Origin of the sequence: Brevibacterium sp. K72, from assembly GCF_050562175.1 — a bacterium.
Lineage (GTDB): Bacteria > Actinomycetota > Actinomycetes > Actinomycetales > Brevibacteriaceae > Brevibacterium > Brevibacterium casei.
Window position 1 is genome coordinate 2,994,439 of record NZ_CP191582.1, and the last position, 14,997, is coordinate 3,009,435.

Genomic DNA, 14,997 nt, shown 5'->3' on the forward strand with positions numbered 1-14,997 from the left:
GGTCGTAGAATGTACGGGTGGTTCAATCGGCTCTCACCATCCGTGGACTCCGCTATGCGTACGGGGCACACCAGGTCGTCGACGGCATCGACCTCGAGGCGAGCGTCGGGTCGGTGCTCGGCGTCCTCGGACCCAACGGTGCGGGCAAGTCGACGACGATCTCGCTCGCGGTGGGCACGAGGCGGCCCGATGCGGGAACCGTCGAGATCTTCGGTCTCGATCCCTACCGGCGCCACGAGGAGACGTCCCAGCTCGCCGGCGTCATGCTCCAGGACGGCGGGCTGCCGATGAGCGCGAAGCCGATGGCCGTGCTGCGCCACCTCGCCTCCCTCTACGCCGATCCGCGTCCGCTGAGCGAACTCGCAGGCGTCCTCGGCATCCCGGAATTCGCCGGGCGGTCGATCCGCCGCCTCTCCGGCGGACAGAGACAGAGGGTGGCACTGGCCGCGGCTCTCATCGGCCGTCCCCGCATCGTCTTCCTCGACGAGCCGAGCGCCGGTCTCGACCCGCAGGCCCGTGAGGTGGTCCACGACGTCATCAGGGATCTCGCCGCCTCCGGTGTCGCCGTCGTACTCACCACCCATGACCTCGCCGAGGCGGAGCTGCTTGCCGATGACATCGTCGTCATCGACCGCGGTCGGATCATCGCCCGCGGCGCCCCTGAGGAGCTGCGCAGCTCCTCGGGCGTCGGCCGCCGCCTCGTCATCACCGTCCCCGACGCCCCCGATCCGCTCTCCGAGGCGGGCAGGCACCTGTCCGAGTCGCTCAGCGCCGTCGCCCCGACCACCGTCCAAGGAACCCTCGTCATCGCCTCGGGCAGCCTCGACAGCACCCGCATCGCCGGCCTGTGCGCGGTCATCGCCGAGGCGGGACTGACGATCGGGGACATCGCGATGCAGTCGCAGTCGCTCTCCGACGTCTTCTTCGAACTCACCGGGAGGCCCCTGCGATGAGCACGCTCGAGATCCCCCGCGTCCGAGGCATGCGGGCACGCCGTGTGCTCTCCCAAGCCCGCTTCGAGACGGTCGCGGTGCTGCGCAACGGCGAACAGCTCCTCCTCGCCCTCATCCTTCCGCTCGGTCTGCTCGTCTTCCTCACGACGACCCCGCTGCTCGAGGCGCTCGGCGCGATCCCCGCGGGTGGGGACCGGCTGAGCATCGCCCTGCCGGGCACGCTCGGACTCTGCCTCGCCTCGACGGCATTCACCGGGCAGGCCATCGCCACGGCCTTCGACCGCCGCTACGGAGTCCTCGCCCAGCTCGCAACGACGCCGCTGGGCACGACGGGCCTCATCCTCGGCAAGCTCGGCGCCGTCATCGTCGTCGTGCTCATCCAGTACGCCCTCGCCTTCGCCATCGCGTGCATGTTCGGCTTCACCGGCCCCGTCCACGTCCTCCCGCTCATCGTCGCCACCGTACTCGGCACGGCCACCCTGCTCGCGCTCGGACTGCTCATGGCCGGGACCCTGCGCGCGGAGGCGACGCTCGGGGCGGCCAACCTCGTGTGGGTGCTCATGGCCGGCGGCGGCGGACTCGTCCTGCCCGGGACCGGGGAATGGGGCACCGTCGTCGGCTACCTGCCCTCCGGGGCGCTCGGCGACGCGCTGCGGGCGAGCGTGGGCGGCGGCTGGGATGTCAAGGCATTGATCGTGCTCCTCGTCTGGGGCATCGTGGGAGCGCTTGCCGCACGCAGGTGGTTCCGTTTCGAATGAGGAGAGAAGTGAACAGGATCCGCATCGCCGCCTGGGCCATGCTCATCGCCCAGGCAGGCATCATCTTCACCGGCGGCATCGTCCGCCTCACCGGTTCGGGCCTCGGCTGCACCGACTGGCCGAAGTGCACCCCGGACTCGTTCGTGGCGACGAAGGCGATGGGCATCCACGGCGCCATCGAATTCGGCAACCGCACCCTCGCGGTTCTTCTCGCACTCCTCGGCGTGGCCATCCTCGTCCTCCTCTGGAAGCACCGCAAGGCCCGCCCGGACCTCTTCTGGCTCAACATCGGACTCACTGCCATCGTCCCGGTCCAGGCGGTGATGGGCGGGATCACCGTATGGACGAAGCTCAACCCGTGGGTCGTCGCCGGCCACTTCGTCCCCTCGGCCATCGCCGTCGGCGTCGCCGCCTACTTCGTCCGTCGCACGTACGACACCGGGGTGCGCACCGGTGAGAAGGCGCCGAACCCGCTTCCGGCGCTCGGCTGGATCATCCTCGTCCTCACCGCGGTCATCGTCCTCTTCGGCGTGCTCACCACGGGTGCCGGGCCGCACTCAGGATCGACGATCTCGACCCGCAACGGACTCGACAACGTCTGGGTCACGCGTCTGCACGCCCTGCCCGTGTGGCTGCTCGTCGCCGCGACGATCACGGCACTGCTCTATGCGCGCAGACGGTGGGCCCCGATGGTCGCCCCGCTCGTCGTCCTCCTCGTCGTCGAGATCGCCCAAGGCGTCATCGGCTATGCGCAGTACTTCCTCGGCGTCCCCATCGTCCTCGTGGCATTCCATATGATCGGACTCTCGGCTACGATCGCAGCCAGTGTCGCTGTGCTCGACAGCGCCTACCCGAGGAGAGTCCATGCCGACGCCGATCGTTCCGTGTCTCTGGTTCACTGACCGCGCCGAGGAGGCGATGGAGTTCTACTGCTCCGTCTTCCCGAACTCCCGCATCGTCTCGATCGAACGCTACCCGGACGAGAGCCTCGACGAGCACTTCGCCGGGATGAGCGGCAAGGTCATCACGGGGGTCTTCGAACTCGACGGCAACCGCTTCATCTGCCTCGACGGCGGACCCGCCTTCACCTTCAACGAGGCGATCTCGCTCACCGTCGAATGCGCGGACCAGGCGGAGATCGACCACTACTGGCAGGCGCTCTCGGCCGTCCCCGAGTCCGAGCAGTGCGGCTGGCTCAAGGATCGCTACGGGATCAGCTGGCAGATCGTGCCGAAGAACCTCGACGAGCTGATGACCGGCGACGCACAGGTGCGCGCTCTCATGGGGATGAAGAAGATCGTCATCGCCGACCTCGTCGCGGCCGGCTGAGACCCATCACCGGGGGATCAGCCCCAGGCAGGGGTGGTCAGCGCGGCCCGCGGCCCGTCACCAGAGACTGGGCAGCAGCGGAGTGACGAACGGGTCGACGGCCACGGCGAGGAAGAGCAGCGAGAGGTACGTGATCGAGCCGTGGAAGACCTTCATCGCCCGCAGTGAGGTGCCGTAGAGGCCCTTCTTCGCCCGGGAGACGAGCGCGTAGCACGACCAGAGGAACCAGGCTCCGGCGAGGACGGCGACCGCGGTGTAGACCGGGCCCATCGGGGCGACCGGGATGAGTGCGAGGGAGGTGAGGACCATCGCCCACGTGTAGAGGATCATCTGCCGGCCCACCGAGGTCGGCGGCACCTTCGAGGGCAGCATCGGCACCTCGGCGGCGTCATAGTCCGCTTTGTACTTGATCGCCAGCGGCCAGTAGTGCGGGGGCGTCCAGAAGAAGATGACGAGGAAGAGGATGAGTGGCTCCCACGACAGTCCCCCGGTGACCGCGGACCAGCCGATGAGCACGGGCATGCACCCGGCGGCACCGCCCCACACGATGTTCTGCGTGGTCCGGCGCTTGAGGATGAGTGTGTAGAAGACCGCGTAGAGGAGGATCGCGCACGCGGTCAGGCCCGCGGCCATCCAGTTCGTGAAGCCGCCGAGCCAGAAGATCGAGCCGAGGCCGAGGACGACGGCAAAGATGAGCGCAGCCCTGGGTGAGATCTCCCCGGTGACGAGCGGTCGGTGCTTCGTCCGATCCATCTTCGCGTCGATGTCGCGGTCGACGTAGCAGTTGAACACCGACGCCGAGGCGGCCGCTGCGGCCCCGCCGATGAGGGTGTTGAGCACGAGCCAGAGATCCGGCATGCCACGGGCGGCGAGGAACATCACCGGCGCGGTCGTGACGAGGAGGAGTTCGATGACCCGGGGCTTCGTCAGCGCGATGTAGGCGCCGATGATCGAACGGGGCCGCTTCGAGTGTCGAGCTTCGTCGATGGTCCTCTGCAGGGGTCGTTCGCTCTGCGTGTCCGGGGTCTGACGAAGTTCACTCACTTGCCCGATTCTACCCTCTGTCGAACGAATTGCCAGTTGGGGTCCGGCGAGTCTCCCTGTCGTCCCGAACGCCCCCGCGCTCCCGTCGACGACGGCGCACGCCGACGATGACTCCCATGATCAGCGCGGCCGGGAGGAGAACGGCCCACTGGTAGGCGGGCAGGAAGAAGAGGCCGAGTGCGGCGAGGGGATCGTCGAGTGTGAGCATGTCGACATCGACCCAGACGCCGAACGCGCCGGCGAGCACCGTGAAGACCACGCCCGACCACCAGATGAGCCCCGCCGGTCGGGCGAAGACGAGGACGACGAGGACGGCGACGAAGGGGCTCGCCCCCAGCAGGACGACGGCGATCCAGCCGAGCACCGCGTCGGAGACGGAGACGGCATCGGACCACTCGGTGCCGAAGGGAGCGATGAGCCAGCCGGCGACGACGATCTGTCCGAGGATGAAGAGCACGGGCAGACCGATGCCGATGATGCGGGCCGCAAGCCCTGTACGGGGCCCGGGTCTGCGGGACCTGCGGGTATCGGGGTCGGTGGGGATGAGGTCTCCTTCTCGCCTCGCGGTGCCGCTCGTGCCGCACTGCGCATGTCGTGACCTCCAGGAATATCACAGGGTGGCGCAGGCCTGAGGACCGCGCCGGTGCGCGGTAGAGTTTGAGTGGACGCACCGCCCCGATGTGAAGGATCACTCGACGACATGACAACCCTGTCCTGGACAGACCTCGACTCCCGCGCAGTCGACACCGCCCGCCTCCTCGCCGCCGACGCCGTGCAGAAGGCCGGCAGCGGTCACCCCGGCACCGCGATGAGCCTCGCTCCCGTCGCCTACTACCTCTACCATCACGCGCTCACCCTCGATCCGGCCGATCCGTCGTGGGCCGGACGCGACCGCTTCGTCCTCTCCCTGGGACACAGCTCGCTCACCCAGTACGTCCAGCTCTACCTCGCCGGGTTCGGCCTCGACCTCGACGATCTCAAGGCGCTGCGCACATGGGGTTCGCTCACTCCCGGCCATCCCGAGGTCGGGCACACCCCGGGTGTCGAGATCACCACGGGACCGCTCGGCTCCGGTGTCGCCTCGGCGGTGGGCATGGCCATGGCCGCCCGTCGCGAACGCGGACTCTTCGACCCCGATGCGGCTCCCGGCACCTCGCCGTTCGACCACCAGATCGTCGTCCTCGCCTCCGACGGGGACATGGAGGAGGGCGTCTCCGGTGAGGCCTCGTCGCTGGCCGGCACCCAGGAGCTCTCGAACCTCCTCGTCATCTGGGATGACAACCGCATCTCCATCGAGGACGACACGGCCATCGCCTTCGGCGAGGACACCGCAGCCCGCTACGAGGCCTACGGCTGGCACGTCCAGCACGTCGACTTCACCGCCGGCGGTGAGTACACCGAGGACATCGACGCCCTCCACGCGGCCGTCGAGGCCGCGAAGGCCGATCCTCGCCCGTCCTTCATCCGCCTCTCGACGGTCATCGCGTGGCCGGCCCCGAACGCCCAGAACACCGGAGCCTCCCATGGCTCTGCCCTCGGCGAGGACGAGGTGCGGGCGACCAAGGAGGTCCTCGGCTTCGACCCCGATGAGAAGTTCGCGATCGCCCCCGAAGTGCTCGAGCACACGCGTGCCGCCCGGGAGCGCGGACGCGAGGCGCACCTGGCCTGGAATAAGAAGTTCGAAGAGTGGAAGAACGCCAACGCCGAGCGCGCGCAGCTCTTCGAGCGCCTGTCCACTCGTAGCCTGCCCGAAGGCCTCGACGCGGACTTCCCCGTCTTCGACGCCGACGAGAAGGGGATCGCGACCCGCGCCGCCTCCGGCAAGGTCCTCAACGCGATCGCCGCACGGATGCCCGAACTCTGGGGCGGTTCGGCCGACCTCGCCGGATCGAACAACACCCTCATCAAGGACGATCCGAGCTTCCTGCCCGAGCACCGGTCGACCGACACCTTCACCGGCAACCCCTACGGACGCAACATCCACTTCGGCGTCCGCGAGTTCTCCGCCGGGCTCATCGGCAACGGCATCGCCCTCCACGGCGGCACCCGCCCGTACAACGGCACCTTCCTCGTCTTCAGCGACTACCAGCGACCGGCCGTGCGCCTGGCCGCGCTCCAGGAGCTGCCGAACATCTTCATCTGGACGCACGACTCGATCGGGCTCGGCGAGGACGGGCCGACCCACCAGCCCATCGAGCACCTCTCGGCCCTGCGCGCGATCCCGGGACTCGACGTCGTCCGTCCCGCGGACGCCAACGAGACCTCCGTCGTGTGGCGGAAGATCCTCGAGCGCACCGACGGCCCCACGGGTCTCGTCCTCACCCGCCAGAACGTCCCCGTCCTCGACCGGACGAAGTACGCTCCGGCCTCCGAGGCGGCCCGCGGCGGCTACGTCCTCCTCGACACAGCCGACGACCCGCAGGTCGCGATCATCGCCACCGGCTCCGAGGTCCAGCTCGCCCTCGCCGCGGCCGAGGAGCTGCAGAGCAGAGGCATCGCGACCAGGGTCGTCTCGATGCCGAGCCAGGAATGGTTCGACGCCCAGCCCGAGGACTACCGTGAGGCCGTCCTCCCCCGCGCCCTCAAGGCGCGCGTGAGCGTCGAGGCCGCCTCGGCGATGAGCTGGCACCGCTACCTCGGCGATGCCGGCCGCGCCGTGTCCATCGAGCACTTCGGAGCCTCGGCGGACTACCAGACGCTCTACGAGAAGTTCGGCATCACCGCCGACGCGGTCGTCACCGCGGCCGAGGAGTCCATCTCCGCAGCGAAGGGAGAAGCATGAGCGAGAACCTCACCCGCCTGTCCGAATCGGGAGTCTCCGTCTGGCTCGACGACCTGTCACGGACCCGGCTCGAGACCGGTGACCTCCAGGAGCTCGTCGAGACGAAGAACGTCGTCGGAGTGACGACGAACCCGACGATCTTCGCCACCGCGATCGCCGGCTCCGACTCCTACGACGGGGCGCTGCGCGAGCTCGCGGCCGCCGGAGCCGACGCCGAGGAGGCCATCGAGTCCCTGACGACCTCCGACGTCGCCGCTGCGGCCCGTCTGCTCCGCCCCGTCTACGACGCCACGGACGGCGCCGACGGCCGCGTCTCGATCGAGGTCCCTCCCCCGCTCGCCCGTGACACCGCGGGCACGGCGACGGCGGCGAAGATCATGTGGGAGCGCGTGGGCGAGCCCAACGCGATGATCAAGATCCCCGCGACCGAAGAGGGGCTGTCCGCGATCGCCGACACCATCGGGGCGGGCATCAGCGTCAACGTCACCCTCGTCTTCTCGCTCACCCGCTACCGGCACGTCGTCGAGGCCTACCTCCAGGGACTCGAGAAGGCGCGGGCGGCAGGCCACGACCTCTCGACCATCCGGTCGGTCGCCTCGATCTTCGTCTCCCGCGTCGATGCGGAGATCGATGCCCGTCTGGGCAAGCTCGACGATCCCGCCGCCGCGGAGCTCGCGGGCCGGGCGGGCATCGCCAACTGCATCCTCGCCCACGAGATCCACTCCCAGCTCTTCACCTCGGAGCGCTTCCGCGTGCTCGAACTCGCCGGAGCGAGGCCGCAGCGCCTGCTCTGGGCCTCGACCGGGGTGAAGAACCCCGACTACCCGGACACGATGTACGTCACCGGGCTCGTCGCGCCGGACACCGTGAACACGATGCCCGAGGCGACGCTGCGGGCCTTCGACGACCATGGCGAGGTCGGTGCCGCGATCTCCCCCGAGGACTACCGCGCCGCCGACGAGGTCTTCGATCAGCTCGCCCGCCTCGGCATCGACTACGCCGACGTGATGAGGGTGCTCGAGACCGAGGGGCTGGAGAAGTTCGACGTCAGCTGGAGCGAACTCCAGGACACCGTAAAGCGGGCATTGGAGCGCACATGAGAGTCGAGCTGAGCGTCCCCGTCTCCGCGGAGTTCGACGCCGAGATCGCCCGGCTGCTCGCCGATCGCGTGCCCTCGCGCATCGCCGACCGCGACGGGACGGTGTTCACCGACGCCGCCGTCGCCGGTGACCGCCTCGGCTGGGTGGATCTCCCCTCACGCGCCGAGGAGCTGCTCACCGAGATCGAGGAGCTGCGGGAGCGCCTCGCCGGTGCCGGGCTGCGTTCGATCAGCCTCACCGGCATGGGCGGGTCGTCGCTGGCCCCCGAGGTGATGGCCACGGCCGCCGGCGTCGACCTCGAGATCGTCGATTCGACCGATCCCAATCAGGTCGCCGAGGCGATCGGCACCGACCTCGACCACACCGTCCTCGTCATCGCCTCGAAGTCGGGGACGACGATCGAGACCGACGCGATCCGGCGGGCCTTCGCCGCGGCGTTCGAGGCCGTCGGCATCGACCCGGCCTCCCGGTTCATCGCGATCACGGATCCGGGCACCGAACTCGACGCCCTGGCGACCGAGCAGGGTTACCTCGCGACGTTCCACGGTGATCCTTCGGTTGGGGGCCGTTTCAGCGCCCTCTCCCCCTTCGGGCTCGTTCCCGCGGGTCTCGCCGGCGTCGATGTCCGGCAGATCGTCGCCTCCGCGGCCGCGATCGCCTCCGACCTCACCCTCGACAGCGAGGACAATCCGGCGCTGCGCTTCGGCACTTGGCTCGGCATCGCCCACGCGCGGGCGACGGAGAAGCTCGTCATCGCCGACACCTCACCTGCGCTGCGCGGGCTCGGGGCGTGGGTCGAACAGCTTGTCGCGGAGTCGCTCGGCAAGGACGGGCAGGGCATCCTCCCCGTCGTCGTCGACGGTCCCGGCGACATCGGCTTCGCCGACGCCCGTGCCGACGCGGTGCTCTGCACCCTCGGCTCGGATGCCGACTTCGGGGCGCCCTCGGGTTTCAACGCCGTCGTCGACGGCGACCTCGGTGAGCAGTTCCTCTTCTGGGAGTTCGCCACCGCGATCGCCGGGTACAGCATCGGCGTCGACCCGTTCGACCAGCCCGACGTCGAGGCGGCGAAGGCGTTCGCCCGCGCGGCCCTCGACCAGGGTGCGCAGAACGACGAGTACCCCGTGTTCGCCGACGGCGATGTCGAGGTCTACGGCGACGTCGACGAGGCGACCGACCTCGTCGGCGCCCTGCGCGAGCTCTTCGGCAGCGTCGACGAGTACGGCTACATCGGCGTCCAGGCCTACCTCGACCGTCTCGGCGACGCCGGGGCCGCCGATCTGCGGCCGCTCGTCTCCCGGCACGCGGGAGTGCAGACGACGTTCGGCTTCGGCCCCCGCTACCTCCATTCGACGGGTCAGTACCACAAGGGCGGGCACCCGAACGGGGTGTTCCTCCAGATCACAGCCGACCCGCGGACGGAGCTGCTGGTGCCGGGCCGCGGGTACGGCTTCGCAGAACTCCAGCGCGCCCAGGCGCTCGGGGACGCTGCGGCGCTGCGGGAACGAGGACGTCCCGTCCTCCGGCTCCACCTCACGGACCGGGCCCGTGGCCTCGACCAGGTGCGGCAGGCGATCACAGCGATCGAGCCGCACCACCACTACGGCGTCGACTGAGCCGAACTCCCCCACCGGAGACGCAGACCCAGCGGAGACGCAGACGACGGCCCTCACCGATCACGGTGAGGGCCGTCGTCGTGACGCTGCTGATCAGCTGGAGAAGCGCGTGATGAGTCCGAGGAGGATGATCGAGGCGCCCCAAACGATCGCCATCAGCGCGGTGAAGCGGTTGAGGTTGCGCTCAGCCACACCGGAGGACCCGAGGGAGGACGACATGCCGCCGCCGAACATGTCGGACATGCCGCCGCCCTTGCCCTTGTGCATGAGGATGAGCAGGGTGAGGAAGATGCTCGTGAGGACGAGCACGCCGATGAGAACGAAGGTGAGGATTTCCACGTCGAGTTCAACCTGTGTTTCTGTCAGAGGATTTGCGGTTCAGTCTACTGGCCGACGGCGGCCTTGCACAAAGCGGCGAAGTCGGGCCCGCTCAGGCTCGCTCCCCCGACGAGGGCTCCGTCGACGTCGTCGGAGACGAGGATGTCGGCGACGTTGTCGGTCTTCACGGATCCTCCGTAGAGGATCCGTGTCGATTCGGCGAGGCTGTCACCGTAGGTCTCCCGCAGCCACCCCCGGATGGCCGCAGCCATCTCTGCGGCGTCCTCGGCGGTCGCGGTCTTCCCCGTCCCGATCGCCCACACGGGTTCGTAGGCGATGACGAGTCCGGTCAGGTCCTCGGCGGAGAGTCCGGCCAGCGACTCCTCGAGCTGGGCGAGCGTGAACTCGACGTGTGTGCCGTCCTCCCGCTGGTCGAGGGACTCCCCGACGCAGAGGATGGGCACGAGGTCGTGGCCGAGAGCGGCCTTGACCTTGGCCGCGACGACGTCGTTCGTCTCGTGGTTGTCGGCGCGGCGCTCACTGTGGCCGACGACGACGTAGGTGCAGCCGAGCCGGCTGAGGAACGTCGCGGCGATCTCACCGGTGTGCGCGCCGGGCTCGTGGCGGGAGACGTCCTGGGCGCCGTAGCGCAGCCACAGCTTGTCGCCCTGGACGAGGGTCTGCACCGAGCGGATGTCGGTGAAGGGCGGGATGACGACGACTTCGCACTGCGAGTCGTCGAGCTTCGCGTCCTCGAGAGCCCATGCGAGCTTCTGCACGGTCGAGATCGCCTCGAGGTGGTCGTGGTTCATCTTCCAGTTGCCGGCGAGCAGCAGGGTGCGGTCAGTCATGGTGGTCGGTCCTCACGCGAGAGCGTCGATGCCGGGCAGGGTCTTGCCTTCGAGGTATTCGAGGCTGGCCCCGCCGCCGGTGGAGATGTGGCCGAATTCGTCGTCGGAGAAGCCGAGTGCGCGGACGGCGGCCGCGGAGTCCCCACCGCCGACGACGGTGAGCCGGTCGGCCGGAGCGCCGGGAGCCGAGGCGGTGAGCGCCGCCGCGACGGTCTTCGTGCCCTCGGCGAAGGCCGGGAACTCGAAGACGCCCATGGGACCGTTCCAGAACACGGTCTCCGACTCGGCGATGACCTTCGCGTACGCGGCCGCGGTGTCGGGTCCGATGTCGAGTCCGAGTCCAGAGTCCCCTGCCGGGGTGTCGACGAGGCGGTCGATGGGGCGGACCCAGTGCTCGGCGTCGGGGGCGAAGGATGCGGCCATGACGATGTCCGTGGGCAGCATGATCCGGGCCCCGCCGGCTTCGGCGCGCTCGAGGTAGCCCTTGACGTCGTCGATCTTCTCCTCTTCGACGAGGCTCGACCCGATGTCGTGGCCGAGCGCTGCGAGGAACGTGAAGACCATGCCGCCGCCGATGAGGAGGTTGTCCGCGCGGGCGATGAGGTTGTCGATGACGCCGAGCTTGTCGGAGACCTTCGACCCGCCGAGGACGACGGTGAAGGGGCGCGCCGGATCGTTGAGGAGCCGGTCGCTCACTTCGACCTCGGCCTGGACGAGCGATCCCGCGTAGTGCGGGAGGAGCTCGGCGAGTTCGTACACCGACGCCTGCTTGCGATGGACGACACCGAAGCCGTCGGAGACGAAGTCGTCGGCGAAAGCGGCGAGCTGCCCGGCGAACTCGCGCCGCTCGGATTCGTCCTTCGACGTCTCCCCCGGGTTGAAGCGGAGGTTCTCCAGCAGAAGCACGTCGCCGTCGCCGAGCTCGGCGACCTTCGCCTTCGCATCCTCACCGACCGTGTCCGAGGCGAAGGCGACGTCGCGGCCGATCGCCTCGGCGAGCTCACCGGCGACCGGGGCGAGCGAGAAGTGCGGGTCGGGTTCGCCTTTGGGGCGCCCGAGGTGGGAGATGACGATCACTCGGGCTCCCGCCTCGGCGAGTGACCTGATCGTCGCGGCGGACGCGAGGATGCGCCCCCTGTCCGTGATCGTCGTCCCGTCCATGGGGACGTTGAGATCGCTGCGGACGAGCACCGTGTGGTGCGCGAAGATCGACGGGTCGGTGAATGTCCTCATTGGGGCCTTTCGCTGAGCAGGTAGCTGACCATGTCCTTGAGCCGGTTCGAGTATCCCCACTCGTTGTCGTACCACGCGACGACCTTGACCTGGTCGCCGAGGACCATCGTCAGCTCCGAGTCGGCGATCGCCGAGGCGGTGGTGCCGACGATGTCGGAGGACACGAGGGCGTCGGTGGTGTAGTCGAGGTAAGGCGAGTCCTCGGCGGCCTTCTCGAGGATCGCGTTGACCTCGTCGCGGGTCACCGGCTTCTTCGGGGTGAACGTGAAGTCGATGATCGACCCGGCGGGCACGGGCACGCGGATCGCGAAGCCGTCGAGCTTGCCCTCGAGGTGGGGCATGACCTTGCCGACGGTGCGGGCGGCGCCCGTCGTCGTCGGCACGATGTTCATCGCCGCCGCACGGGCACGGCGCAGATCCCGGTGGGGTCCGTCGACGAGCTTCTGATCGCCGGTGTAGGCGTGGACGGTGTTGAGGAGTCCGGATTCGACGCCGACGGCGTCGTCGAGGGCCTTGACGACGGTGGCCATGCAGTTCGTCGTGCACGAGGCGTTGGAAACGACTTCGTGCTTCTCCGGATCGTAGGTGTCCTCGTTGACGCCCATGACGAACGTCGCGTCGACGTCCTTGCCGGGGGCGGAGAGGACGACGGTCTTCACCGTCCCGCCGAGGTGGGCCTCGGCCTGATCACGACGGGTGAAGATGCCGGTGGATTCGACGACGAGTTCGACGTCCTTCGACGACCAGTCGATAGCGGCGGGGTCCTTCTCCGAGAAGACGGCGATCTCCCGCCCGTCGACGATGAGAGAGTCCTCCTCGGCCTCGACGGTGTGGTCGAAGCGCGGCCATACGGAGTCGAACTTCAGCAGGTGGGCGAGGGTCTCGGTGTCGGTGAGGTCGTTGATGGCGACGACCTCGAAATCGGCATCGGGTTCGAGGGACAGACGGAAGAGGGCACGACCGATACGGCCGAAGCCGTTGATAGCGATTCGTCTCATGCCCCGATCCTATCGGTCCTCGAGCATGTCGGGAGTGAGACTGGCTTCAGTCCCAGGAATTCCCAATTCTTCGGCTCGCTTGTCGGCCGTCGAGAGCAGGCGGCGGATCCGGCCGGCCACCGCGTCCTTCGTCATCGGGGGGTCGGCGAGCTGACCGAGCTCCTCGAGGGAGGCCTGCTTGTGGGTGACGCGCAGCTGGCCGGCATAGCGCAGATGCTCGGGAACGTCCTCGCCGAGGATCTCCAGCGCCCTCTCGACACGGGCACCGGCGGCCACGGCGGCACGGGCCGAGCGGCGCAGGTTCGCATCGTCGAAGTTCGCGAGCCGGTTGGCCGTGGCCCGCACCTCCCGGCGCATCCGCCGCTCCTCCCAGACGAGGACGGCGTTGTGGGAGCCCATCCGGGTGAGCAGGGCGGCGATGTCGTCGCCGTCGCGGATGACGACGCGGTCGACCCCGCGGACCTCACGGGCCTTCGCGCTCAGTCCCAGTCGGCGGGCGGCGCCGACGAGGGCCAGCGCTGCCTCCGGCCCGGGGCAGGTGACCTCGAGCGCCGAGGAGCGGCCGGGCTCGGTGAGCGAGCCGTGGGAGAGGAAGGCTCCCCGCCACGCGGCTTCGGCGTCGGCGACCGAGCCGTTGACGATCGCCGAGGGCAGTCCGCGAACCGGGCGGCCGCGGTTGTCGACGAGGCCGGTCTGGCGGGCCAGCGCCCCGCCGTCGCGGGTCACCCGCAGCAGATAGCGGTTGGAGCGGCGCAGTCCCGCAGCGTTGATGACGACGATGTCCGCGAACTGTCCGTAGAGCTCCTTGATCTCGCTGCGCAGGCGCTTGGCGGCCTGCGCGGTGTCGAGCTCTGCCTCGAGCACGATCGAGCCGTTGACGAGGTGGAGAGCGGAGGAGAAGCGGAAGATCGAGGACACTTCGGCCTTCCGAGCCGAGGTGCGGGTGATCTTCACCCTCGCCAGCTCGTCCTTGACCTGAGCGGTCAATGCCATTGTTCGTCCTCCTGCACGGATCCGTCCTACCACTGCTCTTCGACGCCGATCCCGGCGTCGATCAACATGTCACGGTAGCATGCCGCGAGCTTGAGGCTGTCATGCTGGCCTGCCCGCCGGGAGCTGAGCGGATGCACTCGGAGTTTCGCGTCGAACATGTCCCGCGCCCGCTGTTCGAGTTCGGGTTCGATGCCGATCGTCGCTTCGTCGACGAGCACGTAGTCGAGCCTGAGCGACGGGGCGTGACGGTGGAGGGAGACGAGGTGCTCGCCGAGGCTGAGGTCCCGGGTCTCACCGTCGCTGGCCGAGAGGTTGAGGGTGAGCGATTTCACCGCGCGGGAGCGCACGATCGCATCCGAGAGCGAGGGGACGAGAAGGTGCGGCATGACGGAGGTGTACCACGATCCGGGCCCAAGGTTGAGGACGTCGGCCTCGGCGACGGCCTCGACGGTCTCGTAGCGGGCGGGCGGATCCGCGGGGTCGAGCCGCACGGATTCGACATGGCCGCGGGTCGAGGCGAGCACCGACTGGCCGCGGACGATCTGGAAGGAGCCGGGGAACTGGACGTCGGCCTCGATCGTCAGCGGCACCGACGACATCGGCAGCACCCGGCCGTGGGCGCGCAGGAGCTTGGCCATCCAGTCGAGTCCGGCGACGTGGTCGCCGTGGATCTGCCACAGGGCGGCGATGAGGAGGTTGCCGACGGCGTGGCCGTTGAGTTCGCCGTCGGAGTCGAAGCGGTGCTGGATGACGTCGCGCCAGGTCCGTCCCCAGTTGCCGTCGTCGCAGAGGGCGGCCAGCGCCATCCGCAGGTCGCCGGGCGGCAGACCCCCGAGCTCGTCCCGCAGGCGTCCCGAGGAGCCGCCGTCGTCGGCGACGGTGACGACAGCGGTGAGCGACTCCGTGAGCAGGCGGAAGGCGCGCAGGGCGGCGTAGAGGCCGTGCCCGCCGCCGAACGAGACGATCTTCGGTCCCTTGTTGATCACCGTCGGGGTGATCTGCGGGAGGTCCTCGGTCTCCAT

General features: G+C 69.0%; 15 protein-coding genes. 7 read left to right on the top strand and 8 right to left on the bottom strand.

The genetic code is table 11. The annotated features are described in order from the left end of the window. Positions 1–17 precede the first annotated feature (17 nt). The 4 genes from ACQ1RG_RS13585 to ACQ1RG_RS13600 are packed head-to-tail and all read left to right on the top strand — an operon-like array spanning position 18 to position 3,040. On the top strand, positions 18–953 hold the full coding sequence (locus tag ACQ1RG_RS13585; protein ID WP_009377222.1) for an ABC transporter ATP-binding protein: 936 nt from the start codon (positions 18–20) through the stop codon (positions 951–953). After that, positions 950–1,711: an ABC transporter permease gene (locus ACQ1RG_RS13590; RefSeq protein ID WP_009377220.1), complete on the top strand. Its 762-nt coding sequence runs from the start codon at positions 950–952 to the stop codon at positions 1,709–1,711. Before ACQ1RG_RS13585 ends, ACQ1RG_RS13590 begins: the two co-directional genes overlap by 4 nt. Positions 1,712–1,719: 8 nt before the next feature. After that, positions 1,720–2,613 (top strand): COX15/CtaA family protein, encoded by an 894-nt coding sequence (locus ACQ1RG_RS13595; RefSeq protein ID WP_009377218.1) that lies wholly within the window; start codon positions 1,720–1,722, stop codon positions 2,611–2,613. Further along, complete coding sequence (locus ACQ1RG_RS13600; protein WP_131247703.1) at positions 2,576–3,040, top strand: VOC family protein; 465 nt, start codon at positions 2,576–2,578, stop codon at positions 3,038–3,040. Before ACQ1RG_RS13595 ends, ACQ1RG_RS13600 begins: the two co-directional genes overlap by 38 nt. A 57-nt stretch (positions 3,041–3,097) precedes the next feature. On the opposite strand, the gene ACQ1RG_RS13605 is transcribed toward ACQ1RG_RS13600, so the two are convergent. Together ACQ1RG_RS13605 and ACQ1RG_RS13610 are read right to left on the bottom strand one after the other, a co-directional pair. Then, positions 3,098–4,084, bottom strand: coding sequence for a heme o synthase (locus ACQ1RG_RS13605; protein WP_131247705.1), 987 nt, complete (start codon positions 4,082–4,084; stop codon positions 3,098–3,100). A 10-nt stretch (positions 4,085–4,094) separates the two neighbouring features. Continuing rightward, positions 4,095–4,541 carry a hypothetical protein gene (locus ACQ1RG_RS13610; RefSeq protein ID WP_201670963.1) on the bottom strand — a complete coding sequence of 149 codons (447 nt, stop codon included), beginning with the start codon at positions 4,539–4,541 and terminating at the stop codon, positions 4,095–4,097. A 243-nt stretch (positions 4,542–4,784) separates the two neighbouring features. On the opposite strand from ACQ1RG_RS13610, the gene tkt reads away from it, so the two are divergent. The 3 genes from tkt to ACQ1RG_RS13625 are packed head-to-tail and all read left to right on the top strand — an operon-like array spanning position 4,785 to position 9,582. Continuing rightward, positions 4,785–6,866, top strand: a complete 2,082-nt coding sequence (tkt, locus tag ACQ1RG_RS13615) for a transketolase (protein WP_201670965.1) — start codon at positions 4,785–4,787, stop codon at positions 6,864–6,866. Beyond that, positions 6,863–7,966, top strand: coding sequence for a transaldolase (tal, locus tag ACQ1RG_RS13620; protein ID WP_430600162.1), 1,104 nt, complete (start codon positions 6,863–6,865; stop codon positions 7,964–7,966). Before tkt ends, tal begins: the two co-directional genes overlap by 4 nt. After that, positions 7,963–9,582 carry a glucose-6-phosphate isomerase gene (locus ACQ1RG_RS13625; protein WP_430600163.1) on the top strand — a complete coding sequence of 540 codons (1,620 nt, stop codon included), beginning with the start codon at positions 7,963–7,965 and terminating at the stop codon, positions 9,580–9,582. The genes tal and ACQ1RG_RS13625 overlap by 4 nt, the downstream gene beginning before the upstream one ends. 93 nt (positions 9,583–9,675) lie before the next feature. On the opposite strand, the gene secG is transcribed toward ACQ1RG_RS13625, so the two are convergent. From secG to ACQ1RG_RS13655, 6 genes are read right to left on the bottom strand one after another with little or no spacing between them, the layout of a single operon-like run. Then, positions 9,676–9,921, bottom strand: a complete 246-nt coding sequence (gene secG, locus ACQ1RG_RS13630) for a preprotein translocase subunit SecG (RefSeq protein ID WP_009377208.1) — start codon at positions 9,919–9,921, stop codon at positions 9,676–9,678. 44 nt (positions 9,922–9,965) lie between these two features. After that, positions 9,966–10,751 (bottom strand): triose-phosphate isomerase, encoded by a 786-nt coding sequence (gene tpiA, locus ACQ1RG_RS13635; protein ID WP_236586862.1) that lies wholly within the window; start codon positions 10,749–10,751, stop codon positions 9,966–9,968. Between the two features lie 12 nt (positions 10,752–10,763). After that, on the bottom strand, positions 10,764–11,984 hold the full coding sequence (locus ACQ1RG_RS13640) for a phosphoglycerate kinase (RefSeq protein ID WP_236586863.1): 1,221 nt from the start codon (positions 11,982–11,984) through the stop codon (positions 10,764–10,766). Beyond that, positions 11,981–12,982 (bottom strand): type I glyceraldehyde-3-phosphate dehydrogenase, encoded by a 1,002-nt coding sequence (gene gap, locus ACQ1RG_RS13645; RefSeq protein ID WP_201670977.1) that lies wholly within the window; start codon positions 12,980–12,982, stop codon positions 11,981–11,983. The genes ACQ1RG_RS13640 and gap overlap by 4 nt, the downstream gene beginning before the upstream one ends. Positions 12,983–12,991: 9 nt before the next feature. After that, complete coding sequence (gene whiA / locus ACQ1RG_RS13650; RefSeq protein ID WP_009377204.1) at positions 12,992–13,975, bottom strand: DNA-binding protein WhiA; 984 nt, start codon at positions 13,973–13,975, stop codon at positions 12,992–12,994. A 26-nt stretch (positions 13,976–14,001) separates the two neighbouring features. After that, on the bottom strand, positions 14,002–14,997 hold the full coding sequence (locus tag ACQ1RG_RS13655; protein WP_009377203.1) for a gluconeogenesis factor YvcK family protein: 996 nt from the start codon (positions 14,995–14,997) through the stop codon (positions 14,002–14,004).

Excerpts from the sequence above, each read along its gene's own strand:
- ACQ1RG_RS13590 (WP_009377220.1), top strand. The coding sequence starts at position 950 with ATGAGCACGCTCGAGATCCCCCGCGTCCGAGGCATGCGGGCACGCCGT.
- ACQ1RG_RS13600 (WP_131247703.1), top strand. The coding sequence starts at position 2,576 with ATGCCGACGCCGATCGTTCCGTGTCTCTGGTTCACTGACCGCGCCGAG.
- tkt (WP_201670965.1), top strand. The coding sequence starts at position 4,785 with ATGACAACCCTGTCCTGGACAGACCTCGACTCCCGCGCAGTCGACACC.
- tal (WP_430600162.1), top strand. The coding sequence starts at position 6,863 with ATGAGCGAGAACCTCACCCGCCTGTCCGAATCGGGAGTCTCCGTCTGG.
- ACQ1RG_RS13625 (WP_430600163.1), top strand. The coding sequence starts at position 7,963 with ATGAGAGTCGAGCTGAGCGTCCCCGTCTCCGCGGAGTTCGACGCCGAG.
- tpiA (WP_236586862.1), bottom strand. The coding sequence starts at position 10,751 with ATGACTGACCGCACCCTGCTGCTCGCCGGCAACTGGAAGATGAACCAC.
- ACQ1RG_RS13640 (WP_236586863.1), bottom strand. The coding sequence starts at position 11,984 with ATGAGGACATTCACCGACCCGTCGATCTTCGCGCACCACACGGTGCTC.
- gap (WP_201670977.1), bottom strand. The coding sequence starts at position 12,982 with ATGAGACGAATCGCTATCAACGGCTTCGGCCGTATCGGTCGTGCCCTC.
- whiA (WP_009377204.1), bottom strand. The coding sequence starts at position 13,975 with ATGGCATTGACCGCTCAGGTCAAGGACGAGCTGGCGAGGGTGAAGATC.
- ACQ1RG_RS13655 (WP_009377203.1), bottom strand. The coding sequence starts at position 14,997 with ATGGAGACCGAGGACCTCCCGCAGATCACCCCGACGGTGATCAACAAG.